General features: G+C 42.6%; 16 protein-coding genes. 4 read left to right on the top strand and 12 right to left on the bottom strand.

What is annotated here, in order from left to right:
• Positions 1 to 8 precede the first annotated feature (8 nt).
• Together ACN6NB_RS01220 and ACN6NB_RS01215 are read left to right on the top strand one after the other, a co-directional pair.
• Positions 9 to 893: an ROK family protein gene (locus ACN6NB_RS01220; RefSeq protein ID WP_075612298.1), complete on the top strand. Its 885-nt coding sequence runs from the start codon at positions 9 to 11 to the stop codon at positions 891 to 893.
• Positions 890 to 2809, top strand: a complete 1920-nt coding sequence (locus tag ACN6NB_RS01215; RefSeq protein WP_369879051.1) for a BglG family transcription antiterminator — start codon at positions 890 to 892, stop codon at positions 2807 to 2809. Before ACN6NB_RS01220 ends, ACN6NB_RS01215 begins: the two co-directional genes overlap by 4 nt.
• Positions 2810 to 2871: 62 nt before the next feature.
• Here ACN6NB_RS01215 and arr read toward each other — a convergent pair whose 3' ends face one another.
• From arr to licT, 5 genes are all read right to left on the bottom strand, one after another.
• Positions 2872 to 3288: an NAD(+)--rifampin ADP-ribosyltransferase gene (gene arr, locus ACN6NB_RS01210; protein ID WP_058837242.1), complete on the bottom strand. Its 417-nt coding sequence runs from the start codon at positions 3286 to 3288 to the stop codon at positions 2872 to 2874.
• Positions 3289 to 3399: 111 nt separating this feature from the next.
• Positions 3400 to 3612: a hypothetical protein gene (locus ACN6NB_RS01205; protein ID WP_039176159.1), complete on the bottom strand. Its 213-nt coding sequence runs from the start codon at positions 3610 to 3612 to the stop codon at positions 3400 to 3402.
• Positions 3613 to 3767: 155 nt separating this feature from the next.
• Positions 3768 to 5189, bottom strand: a complete 1422-nt coding sequence (locus tag ACN6NB_RS01200; RefSeq protein WP_126682140.1) for a glycoside hydrolase family 1 protein — start codon at positions 5187 to 5189, stop codon at positions 3768 to 3770.
• A 19-nt stretch (positions 5190 to 5208) separates the two neighbouring features.
• A complete protein-coding gene (locus ACN6NB_RS01195) occupies positions 5209 to 7068 on the bottom strand; it encodes a beta-glucoside-specific PTS transporter subunit IIABC (RefSeq protein ID WP_064498753.1) in 1860 nt (619 codons plus the stop codon).
• A 235-nt stretch (positions 7069 to 7303) separates the two neighbouring features.
• A complete protein-coding gene (gene licT, locus ACN6NB_RS01190) occupies positions 7304 to 8140 on the bottom strand; it encodes a BglG family transcription antiterminator LicT (protein WP_048238207.1) in 837 nt (278 codons plus the stop codon).
• A 186-nt stretch (positions 8141 to 8326) separates the two neighbouring features.
• Between licT and ACN6NB_RS01185 the strand changes: the two genes are divergently transcribed.
• A complete protein-coding gene (locus ACN6NB_RS01185) occupies positions 8327 to 8527 on the top strand; it encodes a hypothetical protein (protein ID WP_151283961.1) in 201 nt (66 codons plus the stop codon).
• A gap of 35 nt (positions 8528 to 8562) precedes the next feature.
• On the opposite strand, the gene ACN6NB_RS01180 is transcribed toward ACN6NB_RS01185, so the two are convergent.
• Complete coding sequence (locus ACN6NB_RS01180; protein ID WP_041088830.1) at positions 8563 to 10182, bottom strand: APC family permease; 1620 nt, start codon at positions 10180 to 10182, stop codon at positions 8563 to 8565.
• 342 nt (positions 10183 to 10524) lie between these two features.
• Positions 10525 to 11493, bottom strand: a complete 969-nt coding sequence (gene trhO, locus ACN6NB_RS01175) for an oxygen-dependent tRNA uridine(34) hydroxylase TrhO (RefSeq protein WP_039176148.1) — start codon at positions 11491 to 11493, stop codon at positions 10525 to 10527.
• A 195-nt stretch (positions 11494 to 11688) separates the two neighbouring features.
• Here trhO and ACN6NB_RS01170 point away from each other — a divergent pair, with 195 nt between their 5' ends.
• On the top strand, positions 11689 to 12786 hold the full coding sequence (locus ACN6NB_RS01170) for an iron-containing alcohol dehydrogenase family protein (RefSeq protein WP_474253189.1): 1098 nt from the start codon (positions 11689 to 11691) through the stop codon (positions 12784 to 12786).
• 36 nt (positions 12787 to 12822) lie between these two features.
• On the opposite strand, the gene ACN6NB_RS01165 is transcribed toward ACN6NB_RS01170, so the two are convergent.
• The 5 genes from ACN6NB_RS01165 to ACN6NB_RS01145 all read right to left on the bottom strand — a co-directional run bounded on the left by ACN6NB_RS01165 (position 12823) and on the right by ACN6NB_RS01145 (position 15434).
• Entirely contained in the window at positions 12823 to 13650 is an 828-nt protein-coding gene (locus ACN6NB_RS01165; RefSeq protein WP_039176146.1) for an aldo/keto reductase, read from the bottom strand.
• 81 nt (positions 13651 to 13731) lie between these two features.
• The gene (locus ACN6NB_RS01160) at positions 13732 to 14148 is read right to left on the bottom strand and encodes a DUF5301 domain-containing protein (RefSeq protein WP_126682137.1); all 417 of its coding nucleotides are present in this window, start codon (positions 14146 to 14148) and stop codon (positions 13732 to 13734) included.
• A gap of 30 nt (positions 14149 to 14178) precedes the next feature.
• Positions 14179 to 14637 carry a 2-thiouracil desulfurase family protein gene (locus ACN6NB_RS01155; RefSeq protein ID WP_247544637.1) on the bottom strand — a complete coding sequence of 153 codons (459 nt, stop codon included), beginning with the start codon at positions 14635 to 14637 and terminating at the stop codon, positions 14179 to 14181.
• Positions 14634 to 14864, bottom strand: a complete 231-nt coding sequence (locus tag ACN6NB_RS01150; protein WP_052468281.1) for a hypothetical protein — start codon at positions 14862 to 14864, stop codon at positions 14634 to 14636. The genes ACN6NB_RS01155 and ACN6NB_RS01150 overlap by 4 nt, the downstream gene beginning before the upstream one ends.
• Positions 14865 to 14975: 111 nt before the next feature.
• The gene (locus tag ACN6NB_RS01145; protein WP_064498749.1) at positions 14976 to 15434 is read right to left on the bottom strand and encodes a MarR family transcriptional regulator; all 459 of its coding nucleotides are present in this window, start codon (positions 15432 to 15434) and stop codon (positions 14976 to 14978) included.
• Positions 15435 to 15606: the final 172 nt, after the last annotated feature.

Here is a 15606-nt window from a genome sequence, read left to right as displayed (position 1 = left end):
CATTGATCATGCGAATTGGAGGCATTGAAGCAGGCGGAACGAAATTTGTCTGCGGCTACGGAACAACAGACGGAACGATTGAACACATGACTTCCTTTGCAACAGGGAATCCAGATGAAACATGCCGGCAAGTGATCGATTACTTTACAAAGAATCGTGTTGATGCAATTGGAATTGGGGCATTCGGTCCTGTCGATGTGAAAGAGCAAAGCCCAAGCTATGGGACGATTTTAGACACACCAAAAACGGCCTGGCGTCAATTCCCTTTCCTCTCTACCTTAAAACAAGCCCTCGGGATCCCGATGAAGCTTGATACCGATGTGAACTGTGCAGCACTCGGGGAAGCTCGTTTTTCAACTGAAGCAGAAAAACCTGCCTCCTTGGTCTATATTACTGTTGGGACTGGAATAGGCGGAGGTGCCTATATTGAACATCGCCTTATTCACGGATTGCTGCATCCAGAAATGGGTCATATCACCGTTCAGCGGCATCCTCATGATACCTACGGAGGCTGCTGCCCTATACATCATGATTGTTTAGAGGGACTGGCATCTGGACCTGCCATAGAAGGGCGTTATCATACACTGGCACCCATGCTGCCAGAGGATCATCCTGCCTGGTCACTTCATGCTTACTATCTCGGGCAGATGACTGCTAACCTGCTGCTCACCCTTTCACCAGAACGCATCATTTTAGGTGGAGGCGTGATGAAACAGCCAGCTATGCTGCCACTTATTCTTGATGAAACAGACAAGCGGCTTCGCGGCTATTTGCAGCTGCCAAAGCCTTTACATGAAATTATCACAAAACCATCCTTTGATGGATTATCTGGTTTAATGGGCGCCATCGCTCTTGGAACGGATGCCTTACAGGCGCAAGGAGCCGCGCAATGATGATGACGGCAGATCCTCGAACCTATCAGCTGATTCAGCGGCTATTTGAAACGAAGGGGTTCGTGAAGCTGGAGGAGCTCACTGCCTCTTTTCGCTTATCTGACCGCTCTATCCGCAATTTAATCAAGGAAGCAAATGAGTATTTAAAGGAAGCTGGAGCCATAATTAAAACGATTCGCGGAAAGGGATATACTCTTTTAACGAGTGACCAAGACGCTTTCTTACTTTGGCTTCATCAACAAAAACTTCCTGCCCGCTCTCTTGTCCCCGTCATGCCAGAAGAGCGTGTACGATTTATGATGAGAAAGCTGCTGCTTCAATCAGATTACTTAAAAATTGACCAGCTGGCTGAAGAACTGTTTATCAGCCGCATGACGGTCAGCAGTGATTTGAAAAAAGGACGAGAGATGTTAGCCCGTTACGGCATGACCCTTGTATCAAAGCCTGGATTTGGCTTAAAGATTGAAGGAGACGAGCTGCAAAAAAGAACGTGCTATGCAGACTTACTTCTTGAAGAAGAGCCTGCTCTCTCTCATATCACTGAGCGGGAGCAGCTCCATTTTCCTGATATATCTCTTGAAACCATTCGATCTATTGTGTTGACGAACCTGCATCAAGAGTCATTGCTCATTAAAGACATTGCTTTAAAAAATTTAGTCATTCACTTAGCCATTGCGATTCAGCAAACACGAAAAAACCAGCGGGTATCCGCTAGTACTGCCCGCACACAAAGATCACCAGTTTTAATGAGAATTGCACAAAAAATCATACAGCAGGTGAGTGACACTTTTTATGTGACCTTATCAGAGGATGAAACAGATTACTTAGTCATGCATCTATTGGCGAATCAAACGTGGAAAGAAGCCGCGCAGCATCAGACGACAGTGGAAGTTCAACAGGCGGTTACAGTCTTTCTACAGCACATTGAAAAAACAAGCGGCCATCGTTTTGCTGATGACAGCATTCTGCAACAAGACTTAATGCTTCATATGAAGCCGCTATTAAATCGAATCCAATATGGCGTATCCTTACAAAATCCGCTTTTGCATGAGATCAAAACGTCCTATCCTTACCCGTTTGATTTGGCTGTCAGCGGACTCAATGCCTTACAGCTGGTGCGTACACCAAATGAAGACGAGGCCGCATATGTTGCCTTGCATATCGCTGCTTCATTTGAAAGAAGTCAGCTCGACACCTCGCAAAGAAAGAAAGCCATTATCGTGTGCGGGTCTGGACTAGGGACGGCAAGGCTCCTTGAAATTAAATTGAAGTCAGCCTTTCAGCACGAGCTTGACATCGTTGAGCTCTATTCCTATCAGGATTATCTCATGAGCTCCTCTTTGCCGTGTGACGTCATCATCACAACTGTTCCACTCACATCAAAGGGGAAACCAGTCATTCAGGTCAGTGCCTTTTTTGAACAGCATGATATACAGCGTGTGAATGAAGTCATTCATTTATTAAATGGACACGGGGCACCCTCAAAAGAGCTGATGGCGTTTTTTCAAGAGCGATTGACTTTAATGAATGCTGACCTAAGCAGCAAGGATGAGGTATTAAATATATTATGCAGCCGTTTAGAGGCGCATCAGCTAGTATCGTCTTCATTTCGGCCTTCGGTGCTTGAGCGTGAGCAAATGTCGTCTACCTATCTTGGCAGCGGTATTGCAATGCCGCATCCGCTCATCACAAATGAAGGGACTTCCTCTGTAGCCATCGCACACTTAAAACAGCCGATTGACTGGCAGGGAGACCAAGTATCAATTGTCTTTTTATTAGCGATTCATAAGGATGACGCTGCCTGCATGAACCAATTCTTTGAACAGGCCGTCGATTTACTAGACAATCCAGACCGCATTCGCGCCCTCAAGCAAGCCAAAACATTTGATGAGCTGATGGATGCGTTGTTCCATTAAGATCAAATAAAAGGCCGCCCAGTTCATGAGGCGGCTTTTGTGTTATTTAGATATACGTAACATCAATCGTAGATGATATTTTTTCCTTCTTCACTTAATTTTTTTAAGGAGCTTAGCATATGATTGATTTCTTCATCGGAATGTCTTTCCCATGAACCTAATTCTGCGACTATTTTCAACGGAGATTTCGATCGATAAGAACGTGTTGGGTTGCCGGGAAATCTTTTGTCCGTCACATTTGGATCATTTTCAAACTCGCCTAACGGTTCTACAATATAAATTCTTTCTTTCGCATCAGACCTGGCTAACTCAGCACCCCATTTGGCTGCGTTTAGTGTTCCGGTGAAATAAATATGGTTCGATTTTTTATCCTGATAATTGGATAAATGCAGCGGTTCAAGCAGATCCCCAATCTTCAATTCTGCCTTTGTCCCATGAAAAAATGGCCCTGGATCTAACACCTTTTGCTTGTCATTCATACAGCCACACCCCTTATCGTTTTTGACTTGCGTATAACAGTATACGGCTAGATATGGGGGGAAAACAGTCTATAAATTTCATTAAATTCGGGGTATAATGATAGTAGAGAGTTAGATGTGAACGGACATAAATACTGTAAATAAAGATGGAAATTTCGCATTCACACCAACAATGACGAAAACAAGAATACCTTCCACAGCTGAAAGAGTCACAATCACTCCATGGTTCATTGGATATTCCTTCGCAATTAATTTCTGTCCTATATAATTCAAACCATAAAAAATGAAAAACAATAGGAAGAACATATAAAGAATTGTCATCATATAAACAGCCCCTTTCTTATAATGGATATTAAACCAATTTTTACAATATATCATCAGACTATCATGTTAGAACAACTCGAACAATATGATCTGGCCAATAAAGTGAACAGAAAAAAAGCCAACCACCCGCATAAGGTGATTGGCTTTTTCATATGTTACTTCCCGATGTTGTCTCCATTTTGTTGAATCAAGGTTTCATACCAATAAGAGCTCTTTTTGCGAATTCTCTTGAGGTCTTTTAGGTCAAATTCGTCTCGATTGACGTAGATGAACCCGTAGCGCTTGGAGCATCCTTGGTGTGTGCTGATTAAGTCGACAGCTGACCACGGGCAGTATCCGAATACCTCGACGCCATCTGTGATCGCCCATTTGATTTGTTCGATATGCTTTTCTAAATAATCAATTCGATAATCATCTTGGATTGAACCATCTTCTTCTAACTTGTCGAAAGCACCCAGTCCGTTTTCCGTGATAATAAGCGGCAGCTGATAGCGGTCATAAATCTCGCGCATCGTTGAACGGAAGCCGACAGGGTCAATCTCCCAGCCAAACGCATTTTTGCTTAAGAATGGGTTGTTGCCGCCTTTGTAGACGCCATCTTCACCGGATTTCAAATGCTGATCTCCGCCGCGTGCAAATTCGTCGTTGCCATCTCCTTTACTCGCTTCAACCGTTTGAGAGGTGTAGTAGTTAAAGGCAATAAAGTCTGGTTTCGCGCTTTTCAAAATATCCATATCTCCCTCTTCGATGACAGGAAGAATGTCTTTTTCTTTCATGTACGCCCAAGCAAGGTTGTTATAACGGCCGAACACAGCCATATCAAGATAAAGCCAGTTGCGGATCGCATTGTAATTCGCCGCAGCAAGCACATCCTCAGGCTTTGGAGAAGCCGGATAAATGAGCGCGATGTTTGGCGCTGGTCCAATTTTCGCTTCAGGCAGCATTTGATGACAAAGCGTCATAGCTTTTGCCTGTGCAACGAGCATATGATGATTCTGCTGATACAGTTCTTTTTTTGGATTTTCTAAATTCGGATCAAGTGTACCAAGCGCTGATCCATGTAAGATCATCATGTTTTGTTCATTGATGGTCAGCCAGTATTTCACCTTCTGACCATACTCCTTGAATAGCACCTCTGCATAGCGTTCAAACGCATCCACTGTCCCGCGGTTAGACCACCCGCCCTTTACTTGAAGCGCATGAGGCAGATCAAAATGATACATTGTCACGATTGGTTCAATGTCATAGCGGCGCAATTCATCGATGAGTGAATGATAGAATTCAATCCCCTTTTGATTGATCTCCCCATCTCCATCTGGAATGATCCTTGTCCACGCAATGGAAAAGCGGTAAGCCTTCAAACCCATTTCTGCAAACATCTTCACATCCTCTTTATAGCGGTGATAGTGATCGCTTGCGACTTTAAAATCCGTTGTGCCTTCAGGATAACTGGCTCTCATGTCAATGACAGAAGGCCCTTTGCCATCCTCATTCCACGCACCTTCTACTTGATAGGCGGAAGTCGATCCGCCCCAGAAAAAGTCCTTTGGAAATGGTGCTAGTGTTGAATATCTCATAATTTCTTCCTCCTCATAATTAAACTAGATGTAAAAATGACTGTCCCGGAGCAATTTGCTTCTCCTCTGTTTCAATAATATCGCTAAACTCACCGGAATTGGTAATAATCACTGGTGTTGTGACTAACAAACCGGCTGCTTGGATAGCTTCAATATCAAACTCTGCAAGCAGTTCACCTTCTGTTACGGTTTGCCCCTGAGTAACCTTCGGGGTAAAATGCTGACCGCCTAATTGTACGGTATCCAGTCCAATGTGAATGAGTACTTCTGCTCCGCTTTCAGAGGTTAGACCATACGCATGTCCCGTTGGGAACACCGTTGTCACAACTCCTGATACTGGTGCAAACAGCTTTCCTTCTGATGGAATGATGGCTGCGCCCTTTCCTAGTGCACCAGATGAGAATGCTTTATCCTGTACTTCCTCCAGCTTGATGACCTCTCCCTTTAAAGGACTTTTCACATGAGCGGCTTTGACTCCATGTTCGTTTTCAATAACTGGCACAGTACCTGCTGCCGGCGTTTCATCTTCATCTACCGGATCTTTAAATCCAATCAAATAGGTTAGGATGATAGAAAGGACGAACGAGACCGAGATTCCGATGATGAACCCTGTAAAGCCTTGACCGTAGAAGATCGGAAGTGTCAGTAAACTTGGAAGACCTGACGCAATCGCAATACTTTGTGAATAACCAATGATTGCACCACCGACTCCGGCAGAGATAACAGCTGCAATAAATGGTTTTTTCAAACGAAGCGTGACCCCGTATACAGCTGGCTCTGTGATCCCAAACACGGCAGAAACTGCTGTTGATCCAGCCAAGGATTTCAGCTTTTTATTCTTTGTTTTCAGCATAACACCGATGGAAGCACCTGCTTGTGAGAATACAGCTGGCGCAGTTGCCGGCTTGATATGATCTTTCCCATGGACTGCGATATTATTTAAAATCACTGGCACAAGTCCCCAATGGATACCGAAGATGACAAGAATCTGCCAAGCCATCGCAATTAAAGCACCTGCAAGTGTAGGACTAAAGGAGAATACTTTTAGTAAAACAGCTGCGATGCCGTTCCCTGCATACACACCAAATGGTCCGAATACGATGAGTGTCAGCGGAACAACCGTGACAAGTAAAATGAGTGGTGTAATAAAGTTTTTGACACTTTCATGAATGACTTTGTTAAAGAAACGTTCGATATATCCCATGACAAACACTGCCAAAATGATTGGGATGACCGTCGATGTATAAGACATTAAGACGACTGGAATTCCGAAGAAGGTCACATCTCCGCCGCCTTTTGACAATTCCTGAATGGTTGGGTAAATCAGTGCACCTGCAATCGTCACAGCGACAAACGGATTCGCTTTAAACTTCCTAGCAGAAGTGAATGCGAGCAATAATGGCAGGAAGTAGAACAAGCTGTCAGACGCAGCAAATAAAATTTGATACGACGTATCTTCAGGAGATAACCATTTCGCATTGATACAAATACCTAATAGACCTTTTAAAATACCTGCACCCGCCATGACACCGAGAAGTGGTGTGAAAATCCCCGATACAATGTCGACGAATTTTCCGAAAAGGCTTGTGCTCTCTTCACCTGATTTTGCAGATGAAGCAGAGGAATCCTCTAATAGATTCGTAAACTCTCCAATTTCTCGATAAACCTCTGGTACGGTATTGCCAATGACCACTTGAAACTGGCCGCCGCTTTCCATGACTGTGACGACACCATTTAATTTTTCAATGGCCGCTTTATCTGCTTTTGATCTGTCATTTAAAGTGAAGCGAAGTCTTGTAGCGCAATGCACCAATGAATGAACGTTTTTCTCTGTGCCAATGTGTTTGATAATGTCTTCTGCTAATTGACGATGACTCATACAAAAACCCCCTTTTTTTGAAAAAAATACGTTTTTGGGCAAAATAAAAACCTAAACGGGCACCAAAAATAGTCGCAGCTTGCTGTTGCGCTTTTTTAGTGAACGTTTAGGTTTTGCCTGCCGAACAGTCACAATCCTCTAAGACGATCATTGTGAAACCGTATTCTTTTATGTTTATGAGCAAATAGTACCACTCACCTTTTCTCATGTCAACGCTTTCTTTTAAAATCTATCATTATTTTTCTCGTTTGATCAGTCGATTCAAATGAATTGATAGATACAGCATCTCCTCTGATGTGAGATCTCGGTGATAGGTTTGATAGACATATTCTGCGATTTTCTTTGCGCAATCGTATGCTTTCGGATATTTCACTTTGATCAGCTGATATAAGTCCTGATCTTCGCTGACAAGCAGTGTTTCATTAATCAAACGCTGAACGAAAAAGCGCAAATGCGTGAGAAAACGATAAAAGTTGAGTGAGTCTTCATCAAATTCCATGTTGAGATGATATTTCACAATGGTGAGAATAGCATTGACTTCCTTTGTAATATTGACCGTCGTATTCATATCCTCATTGAGCTCTGCGTTAATGATATGCATCGCAATAAATCCTGCTTCATCCTCAGGCAGTTCAATATGAAGACGCTCTTCAATCATCTCAAGACAGTCCTTTGCCACAAGAAATTCATCTTTGTATAAGCGTTTAATCTCCCAAATCAGCGAATTCTCAATCAGATGATTTTTCTTCAACCGTTCGATGGCGTAATGAATATGGTCTGCCAGCGATACATGCAGACTTTCATTTAATCTTCGGTTCAGCTTTGTATGTGCATATTGGATCATTTCCTCCGTCACCTTGACCACATCATACGGAACCTCTTGAAGCAGCATTTTCATCCGCTCGTGAACGGAATGATCCTCTAGGCGGAAGACTTTATCAATTAACGCTTCGTCCACCGGGTCGCCGGGACGTCGCTTGAAAGCAATGCCTCTGCCCATGACGACGATTTCTTTCCCTTGTTCATCTATGACACTAATGACATTATTGTTTAGAACCTTTTGAATCTGCATTTCCAAACACCTCCGTCTATCACCAACAACTTTACTCAAAATATGCTCTCATCTTAACACAACTGTCAAATCACTTGGTGTTTTTATCTGACTTTTGCAATATAATTCATAAATTATTCTACCTCATCATTACTGGTCTGATCGTGCATCAGCCTGCATACATTACTCCAGAGGAGGTGTCCTTCTATGAAGGCTTTTTTCTGGTCTGCATCATTTTTATTCTTTCTCATGTTCACCCTCATCATTCTAGGCATCGTGTTCTGGCTGAGTGGACAAGGCTTAGGTCAGCTTTGGAGATATGTGCTCATTTCACTTGTCACAGCTGCCGTTTTGCGCGGCGTCATCACTTGGCTGAAGCAGCATGTGATGCATCATTCATCCAAATAAAAACGGCTGCCCGCAATGTTCAGGCAGCCGTTTCTTTATTCTTTGGTTGCCGCAGCTTCTTTCTGAGAAGCACGCAGCTCATCATTAATTTTTTTCGCATCTTCTAAAAATTCTGTTTCATATCCACTTTTGAGTGCCCACATATAAAATAGCAGAGCAACCACTGTAATCAGTGCCATGTCCCAGCCATAATGAATGACGTTATAACCCCCGAATTTGTCACTGCCAAGGCAGGAAATCGTCATCATCACAAGCAGGTACACAACCATCCAAGCACCCGCCTTAAAGTTGCGGCCGAAGCCTTTCCACTTCGCTTTTGCTTGATAGTAAAAATAGATAGGGAGACCGATGAGAATAATGAACAGCACTTGACCTGTTAACGGCCATCTTGCCCAATACAGCGTCAATGAGGCAAAGACAAAACCGAGAGGAGCAATGATGCTGAGTCCTTTTATTCGAAGCGGTCGATATAAATCTGTCCCTGTCTTTCTCAGCGTCATGACGGTCACTGGTCCAGTCAAATAAGAAATGAGCGTTGCGACAGAGATAATTTCAGCAAGCACACCCCAGCCTCTAAATAAAAACAGAAAGATAAACGATACGGCTAAGTTAAAAAACATTGCTGGACGAGGCACGCCGTAAATAGGGTGCAGACGGCCAAGCACACTTGGCATGTATTTGTTTTTTTCCATTCCATAAATCATACGAGACGTCGTTGCGGTATACGTAATGCCTGTACCAGAAGGTGACACAAATGCATCCGCATATAAAATCAGAACAAGCCAGTTAATCCCAAGTGCAATGGCAAGGTCCGCAAATGGCGAGTTGAAATTCAAATGGCCCCATCCATTCACAATCATAGATGGATCAACAGCACCGATAAAGGCGACTTGTAAAAGGACATAAATCACAGTTGCAATAAAAATCGATCCGACAATGGCGATTGGAATCGACCGGCCTGGATTTTTTGCCTCACCGGCCATATTAATCGGGCTTTGGAAGCCATTGAAGGCAAACACAATCCCTGATGTCGCAACAGCCGTCAGCACACTCGCCCAGCCGTTAGGGGCAATACTTGTTCCAGAAGTAAAATTCTCACTATGAAAACCTACGAATAAGAGCGCACCAATTGTTAATCCTGGAATGACAATTTTAAACACGGTAATGAATGTATTCGCTTTTGAAAATAACCCAACTGTCCAATAATTCAGCAGAAAGTAAATCACAAGAAGCACACTGGCAACCATAAGCCCTTCTGTCGTCAACACCCCTTTTGTAACCAAATGGGTTGTCCACTTTGCCCACTCCCAAGGCCACGAGCTCATGTACTGGACAGAAGCAACCGCCTCAACAGGAATGACAGAAACGATGGCAATCCAGTTCGCCCAAGCTGCAATAAACCCAATAAAAGATCCGTGTGAATATTGCGTATATTTCACCATTCCGCCTGCCTCTGGAAACATCGATCCGAGTTCACTATAAGACAAAGCGATAAATAAAATCACAACCATCCCAATCAGCCAGGATAAAATAGCAGCAGGGCCGGCGATTTGAGCCGCTCGCCAAGCACCGAAGAGCCATCCTGAACCAATGATTGAGCCAAGACCTACCATCATTAAAGCGAAAGTTCCCATCCTACGATGCAAATGATTCATGTTCATAACACCTTTCGATTAAATTACAGAGCATGTGTCAAGCAAGCATCTCTCTTTCAAAGCAGCTCACTTTTCATATTACTGGCAAATATTTCTTCTAATGAACCTTTACCCTTGTTCATTTTTTCGCCTGTTATATTATCTCTCAATTCTTCATTTTCTGAAATAGTCGAACATGCTTATTTCAAAAGAAAGCGCTTTTTCAACTGTTCAATCTATTAGACTGAATAACTACCTTTACCCTTATTTTGAAAAAAACAAAACAAAAAAGATAGAGGAAATGACTTCCTCTCCCTTCTAAACCCCGCCATGTATAGAAAAAAAGGATAGAGGGGGTTCCCTCTATCCTTGTGAAATCGCTTGTTCTTTTTCAATGACAGCTAGTCTTTCTTGAACTTCCTCTTCAGATAAATTGTGCTGTTTCACATACAGGTTCCGTTCGCTTGTGCGGCATTCATGACTGCAGCTGCGCATATACTTATGCTCACTCTCTTCAGTGGCAATCATCTTGCGGTTACATGCAGGATTCGCACAGTTCACATAACGCTCGCAAGGCTCACCAGTGAAGAAATCTTTTCCAACAACCACATGCTCTGTTTGATTCACTGGTACTGTTAAGCGATTATCAAACACATAGCATTGACCGTCCCATAGCTTTCCTTGTACTTCTGGGTCCTTTCCGTAAGTGACAATTCCGCCGTCAAGCTGAGAGACATCTTCAAAGCCTTCACGCTTTAACCAGCCGGAGAATTTTTCACAGCGTACGCCGCCTGTGCAATAAGTCAGGATTTTTTTTCCTTCAAGAATCTCTTTATTGTCACGAATCCACTCAGGTAATTCACGGAATGTCTCAATATCAGGACGGACTGCCCCTCTGAAGTGACCCACATCAAACTCGTAATCATTACGTGCATCAATCACAACAGTATCAGGTGATTGCATTTGCTCGTAAAATTCGACCGGGCTAAGATGTTTCCCCGTTAATTCTAACGGATTCACGTCATCCTCAAGGCTAAGGTTCACTAGTTCATTCCGATGGCGGACGTGCATTTTCTTAAATGCATGACCATCTGCTTCGTCAATTTTGATCGGCATAGACGCAAAGCGCGGATCTTCTTTTAACGCTTGCATGTACTTGTCCGTTTGCTCAATGGTTCCAGAAACAGTTCCATTCAATCCTTCTGCTGATACGAGGATACGGCCTAACAAACCAAGCTCCTTACAGAATGCTAAATGCTCTGCTGTAAACGTCTCTGGATCCTCAATGGGGACATATTGATAGTAAAGTAAAACGCGATATTGTTTTTCCATCTATATAAACACCTCTTAAATTTAATCAAAACATACCATTCTTTATCATACAGGAAATACATACCTAAAGGCAATGTCGGCGGCTTAATTCCATAAAACGGAAGGGCCTTTCTTCTTATATTTATTTGACAGAACTTTCTGTAAAATGAGATGATTTATGAATAATATGATGTAGTAAAGGAGCATTGATGATCCATGATCCAGCCAGAAGATATTGTCAGAAGTGGTCCTAACCAATTTATTTCTCAAAAGGGAATATATCATGAACTAGATTCCCTTGTATCTGCGTTTCAGTCACCTGCTGTGGTGACAGGATATGATTCATACCAAGCTTTTTCACAATACACAAAGCTGCCGGCCGAGTGGCCTGTCATTCAGCACAAAGGATACAGTTCACCCAATGCGGTCACACGGATCGCAGAAGAGCTTAACGGGTCAGATGTGATTATCGGCATCGGAGGCGGAACGATTTTAGATACCGCCAAATCAGTTGCAGATGCTCTTCAAATCGAAGTTATCATGGTACCAACGATTCCCGGCACCTGTGCTGCTTCTACACCACTCAGCGTCATTTATGATGAAAAGGGCAATTTCATGAGAGTAGATTATCATAAACGATCCAGCTACCTCACCGTAATTGACCATACTTTTTTGCTTTCCTCTCCTCTTTCCTACCTTCAAAGCGGAATTGGTGATACGCTGGCAAAATGGTATGAAGCGGAAGCGATTATTCGTAACACAAAAAGCGCCTTGCCGCTCATGGTGCATGCTGCATTAAAGCAGGCTGTATATGTTCGAGACATTCTTCTTTCTCATAGTGAAGAAGCGGTGAACAGCTTAAAAACAGGTCAATTTTCACAAGCATTTGCAGATGTGACAGATACGATTATTACGTTAGCCGGAACAGTCGGAGGCTATGGGGGACGTTATGGAAGAATGGCAGGAGCCCATGCCGTTCATAATGGATTGACATTTATTGAAGAAACGCATCATGTGTTACATGGACAAAAAGTGGCTTATGGCATCCTTGTCCAGCTTGCCGCAGAAAACCGAATGTCCGAGGTAGAGGAATTACTTGAACTCTACCAAACACTTGGATTACCTAAAAATATGCGCGATCTTGGTATTACAACTCAGCTGGACGAGGCGGCACTTACAGTGGCAAACCATGCTGCACGTAAAAATGAAACCTTTTGTTTGATTGGAGACTATGATAAAGAAAAGATTATCGACGCCATTCAAATCATTGAGACCTTTCAACCTCAAAAAATGTCTACACATGAAGGCAAATAAAAAAGCACAGGCATCGCACCTGTGCTTTTCTTTCGATTAAAAATTAAAGTTATCTGGATCTGGACCTGTGCGCTCATCTTCATTGAGCTGATCAATGACACCCATCTCATGTGTGGACAGCTCGAAATCGAAGACTTGTGTGTTTTCGATGATTCGGCTCTTCGTCACAGATTTTGGAATGGTGATAATGCCGTGCTGTAAGTCCCAGCGAAGAATCACTTGCGCTACTGACTTGTCATGTTTTTTCGCGATATCCTGAAGAACAGGATGGTTTAGAAGCTTCCCGCTTCCTAATGGCGACCACGCCTCTACATGAATTCCTTTCGATTTGCAGTAGTCTCGTAAAGGCTCCTGCGTCAGCTTCGGATGCAGCTCGATTTGATTCACCATTGGCACAACTTCTGCCTCTTCCAATAAATCCTCTAAATGATGCTGATGGAAATTACACACTCCGATCGCTCGAACGCGTCCATCCTTATATAGTTTTTCTAGCGCTTTCCATGTTTCTTTATATTTGCCTTCAACAGGCCAATGAATTAAATAAAGGTCTAATACATCTAGCCCCAGCTTGTTCATACTTGTTTCAAAGGCTTCGAGTGTTGATTCATAGCCTTGATCATTATTCCAGACCTTCGTCGTAATGAATAGATCATCGCGAGAGATGCCTGATTGCTGAATGGCTTTGCCTACCCCTTCTTCATTTTGATAGGCTGCTGCTGTATCAATGCTGCGATAGCCCGCTTCAAGAGCGTCTTTGACGGCATTTACAGCCTCATCTCCATCTTTTACTTGCCATACACCAAAGCCTAGCTTCGGCATTTTTACTCCGTTTGCTAATGTGACTGTATCTGTTAATCCACTCATCAAACAAACCTCCGCTTCCTTTTTACTTACCAAGCACTATACCCGAATTTTCTATTGATCATGCATGACATTCTGACTGAGTTATTTGATATATTTTCCCATATCAACTTGATTGGCGTCAACGATTTGATATTCGCTGGTTTGATCTTTTGTTTTAGAAAAATCATATATCTCTAAAAAGCTTTGATCATAAAAGACAAATCCATAAATTTCTTTTTCGTTCTCATACACTCTAATCCAATAAGACTCTTTTGAGGCTTTTTTAACCTCATTCGTTTTCTTTAATTTCACACCTGAAAATTCCTTCAGCAGCTTTTGAATATCCTCTTTCTTTTCCACCATAACACGCTCATTATCATGCTCAATTTGAATCGAAGTCACCTTGTTTTGATCAATTGAGGCCACATCATCAAAAGAGTATGTTTTTGCATTGATTATAAAATAAAGACCAATTCCTAATAAAATAATGACGACTAAACCAATGATCCACTTTTTCAATCTAACTCCTCCTTCTATTCACCACACCTATCAAAACAGCGAAATCCAATCATCCTCCTCAGAGAAAACCCGAATCCCATGCTGTTTTAGCAAGGCGGATGTCACACCATCCCCAGTTTTTGTCCTGCCGTTAAAATCACCGCGATAAATCATCCGGCTGCCGCAGGAAGGGCTGTACTCTTTTAACACAACTGCTGTCGCTTTCAGAGACTGAACCTGTTCCAGCGTGGCCGTCGCACCTTTTACATACATCTCCGTGACATCAGTTCCATGCACATCAATCACGGAGGCGAGACCCTGTAATACATCATGTCCGTCTCCGCCAATGATTTCCGCGGGAGGTCTTGGCGTGGAGAAACCGCCAAGCAGCTCAGGACAAACTGTGACTGCCTTTCCCTCTTGAACAAGCTCTTCAATACGCTGATCTAATCGATGGCTGCCATTATAACGAACCTTCAACCCAGCAAGACAAGCACTGACGACAATCATGTATGTTCCTCACTTTTTTTGCTGACTTTAAAATAAATACAGACAGGCAAGAAACATATCGTATTCACCAAAAAGGGCAGAGCACAATACAAAGCAGCAGCCCAAATTGATCCTTCAACTCCTGTGATGCCAAAAAAGTAAACAAATAATAGCAAGCTGACAAACAATCCCACGAATGGCATGATGAATGCGTATTTTTTATAATTTTCTATCATTTCTTTCTCCAATGAGGCTTCCTCCCTTTCATCACGGCCAAGAACAACGTTAATATATGTTAATTTTACCATAAAAAAACCGAAACCATCATCTCCTTTTGTGCGATGGTTTCGGTTTTTTATCTATATCTTTTCTTTCCAAGCCTTTAAGAAGCGCTCAATGACTTGTAATTCATCCTCATGAAACTGATGGAGAAATTCTAAATAAGACGTGACGGCTTTATCATGTAGTTCATCATGCAACGCAGCCAATTGCTGCCCTTCCTCGGTCAAAGAATAATAGACAGATTTCTTATCCCCTTGCCGGTGACAATAGTCCACCATGCCTTTTTCAATTAGTTTTTTCACGGCCTTTGTAATTGCTGGCTTTGATAGTTTCAGTTGTTGAGATAGAAATGTATTATTTGATTCGTTTGGATTGGCTTGAATCATGGATAAAATGTGAAGCTGTGTGAGTGTCCATTCTTGTTTGAGTGTATCAGTCGTGGTAATCAGTGGGTCTGTTGGATCATTCCGTCTCTTTTCCCTATGCATAATCAGATCTTGAATCGCTTTTAATACAATCTGCTCTTTTGTTTCCATCTGAACCTCCACTCTTAACTGGTTAATAAAATGGTACTAATAATTAAGAAAGGAGTCAAAAGAAATGTCGACGCGAGTAAAATAATAGGTCAACAGACCCGAAAATTACATATGTACTTTTTTACTAGATTCCCCTCATCCTGTCACATGCTATAATCATGATATCATCCAA

Source organism: Bacillus sp. 11B20, from assembly GCF_056098985.1.
This window is presented reverse-complemented; position numbering and strand designations above follow the sequence as displayed.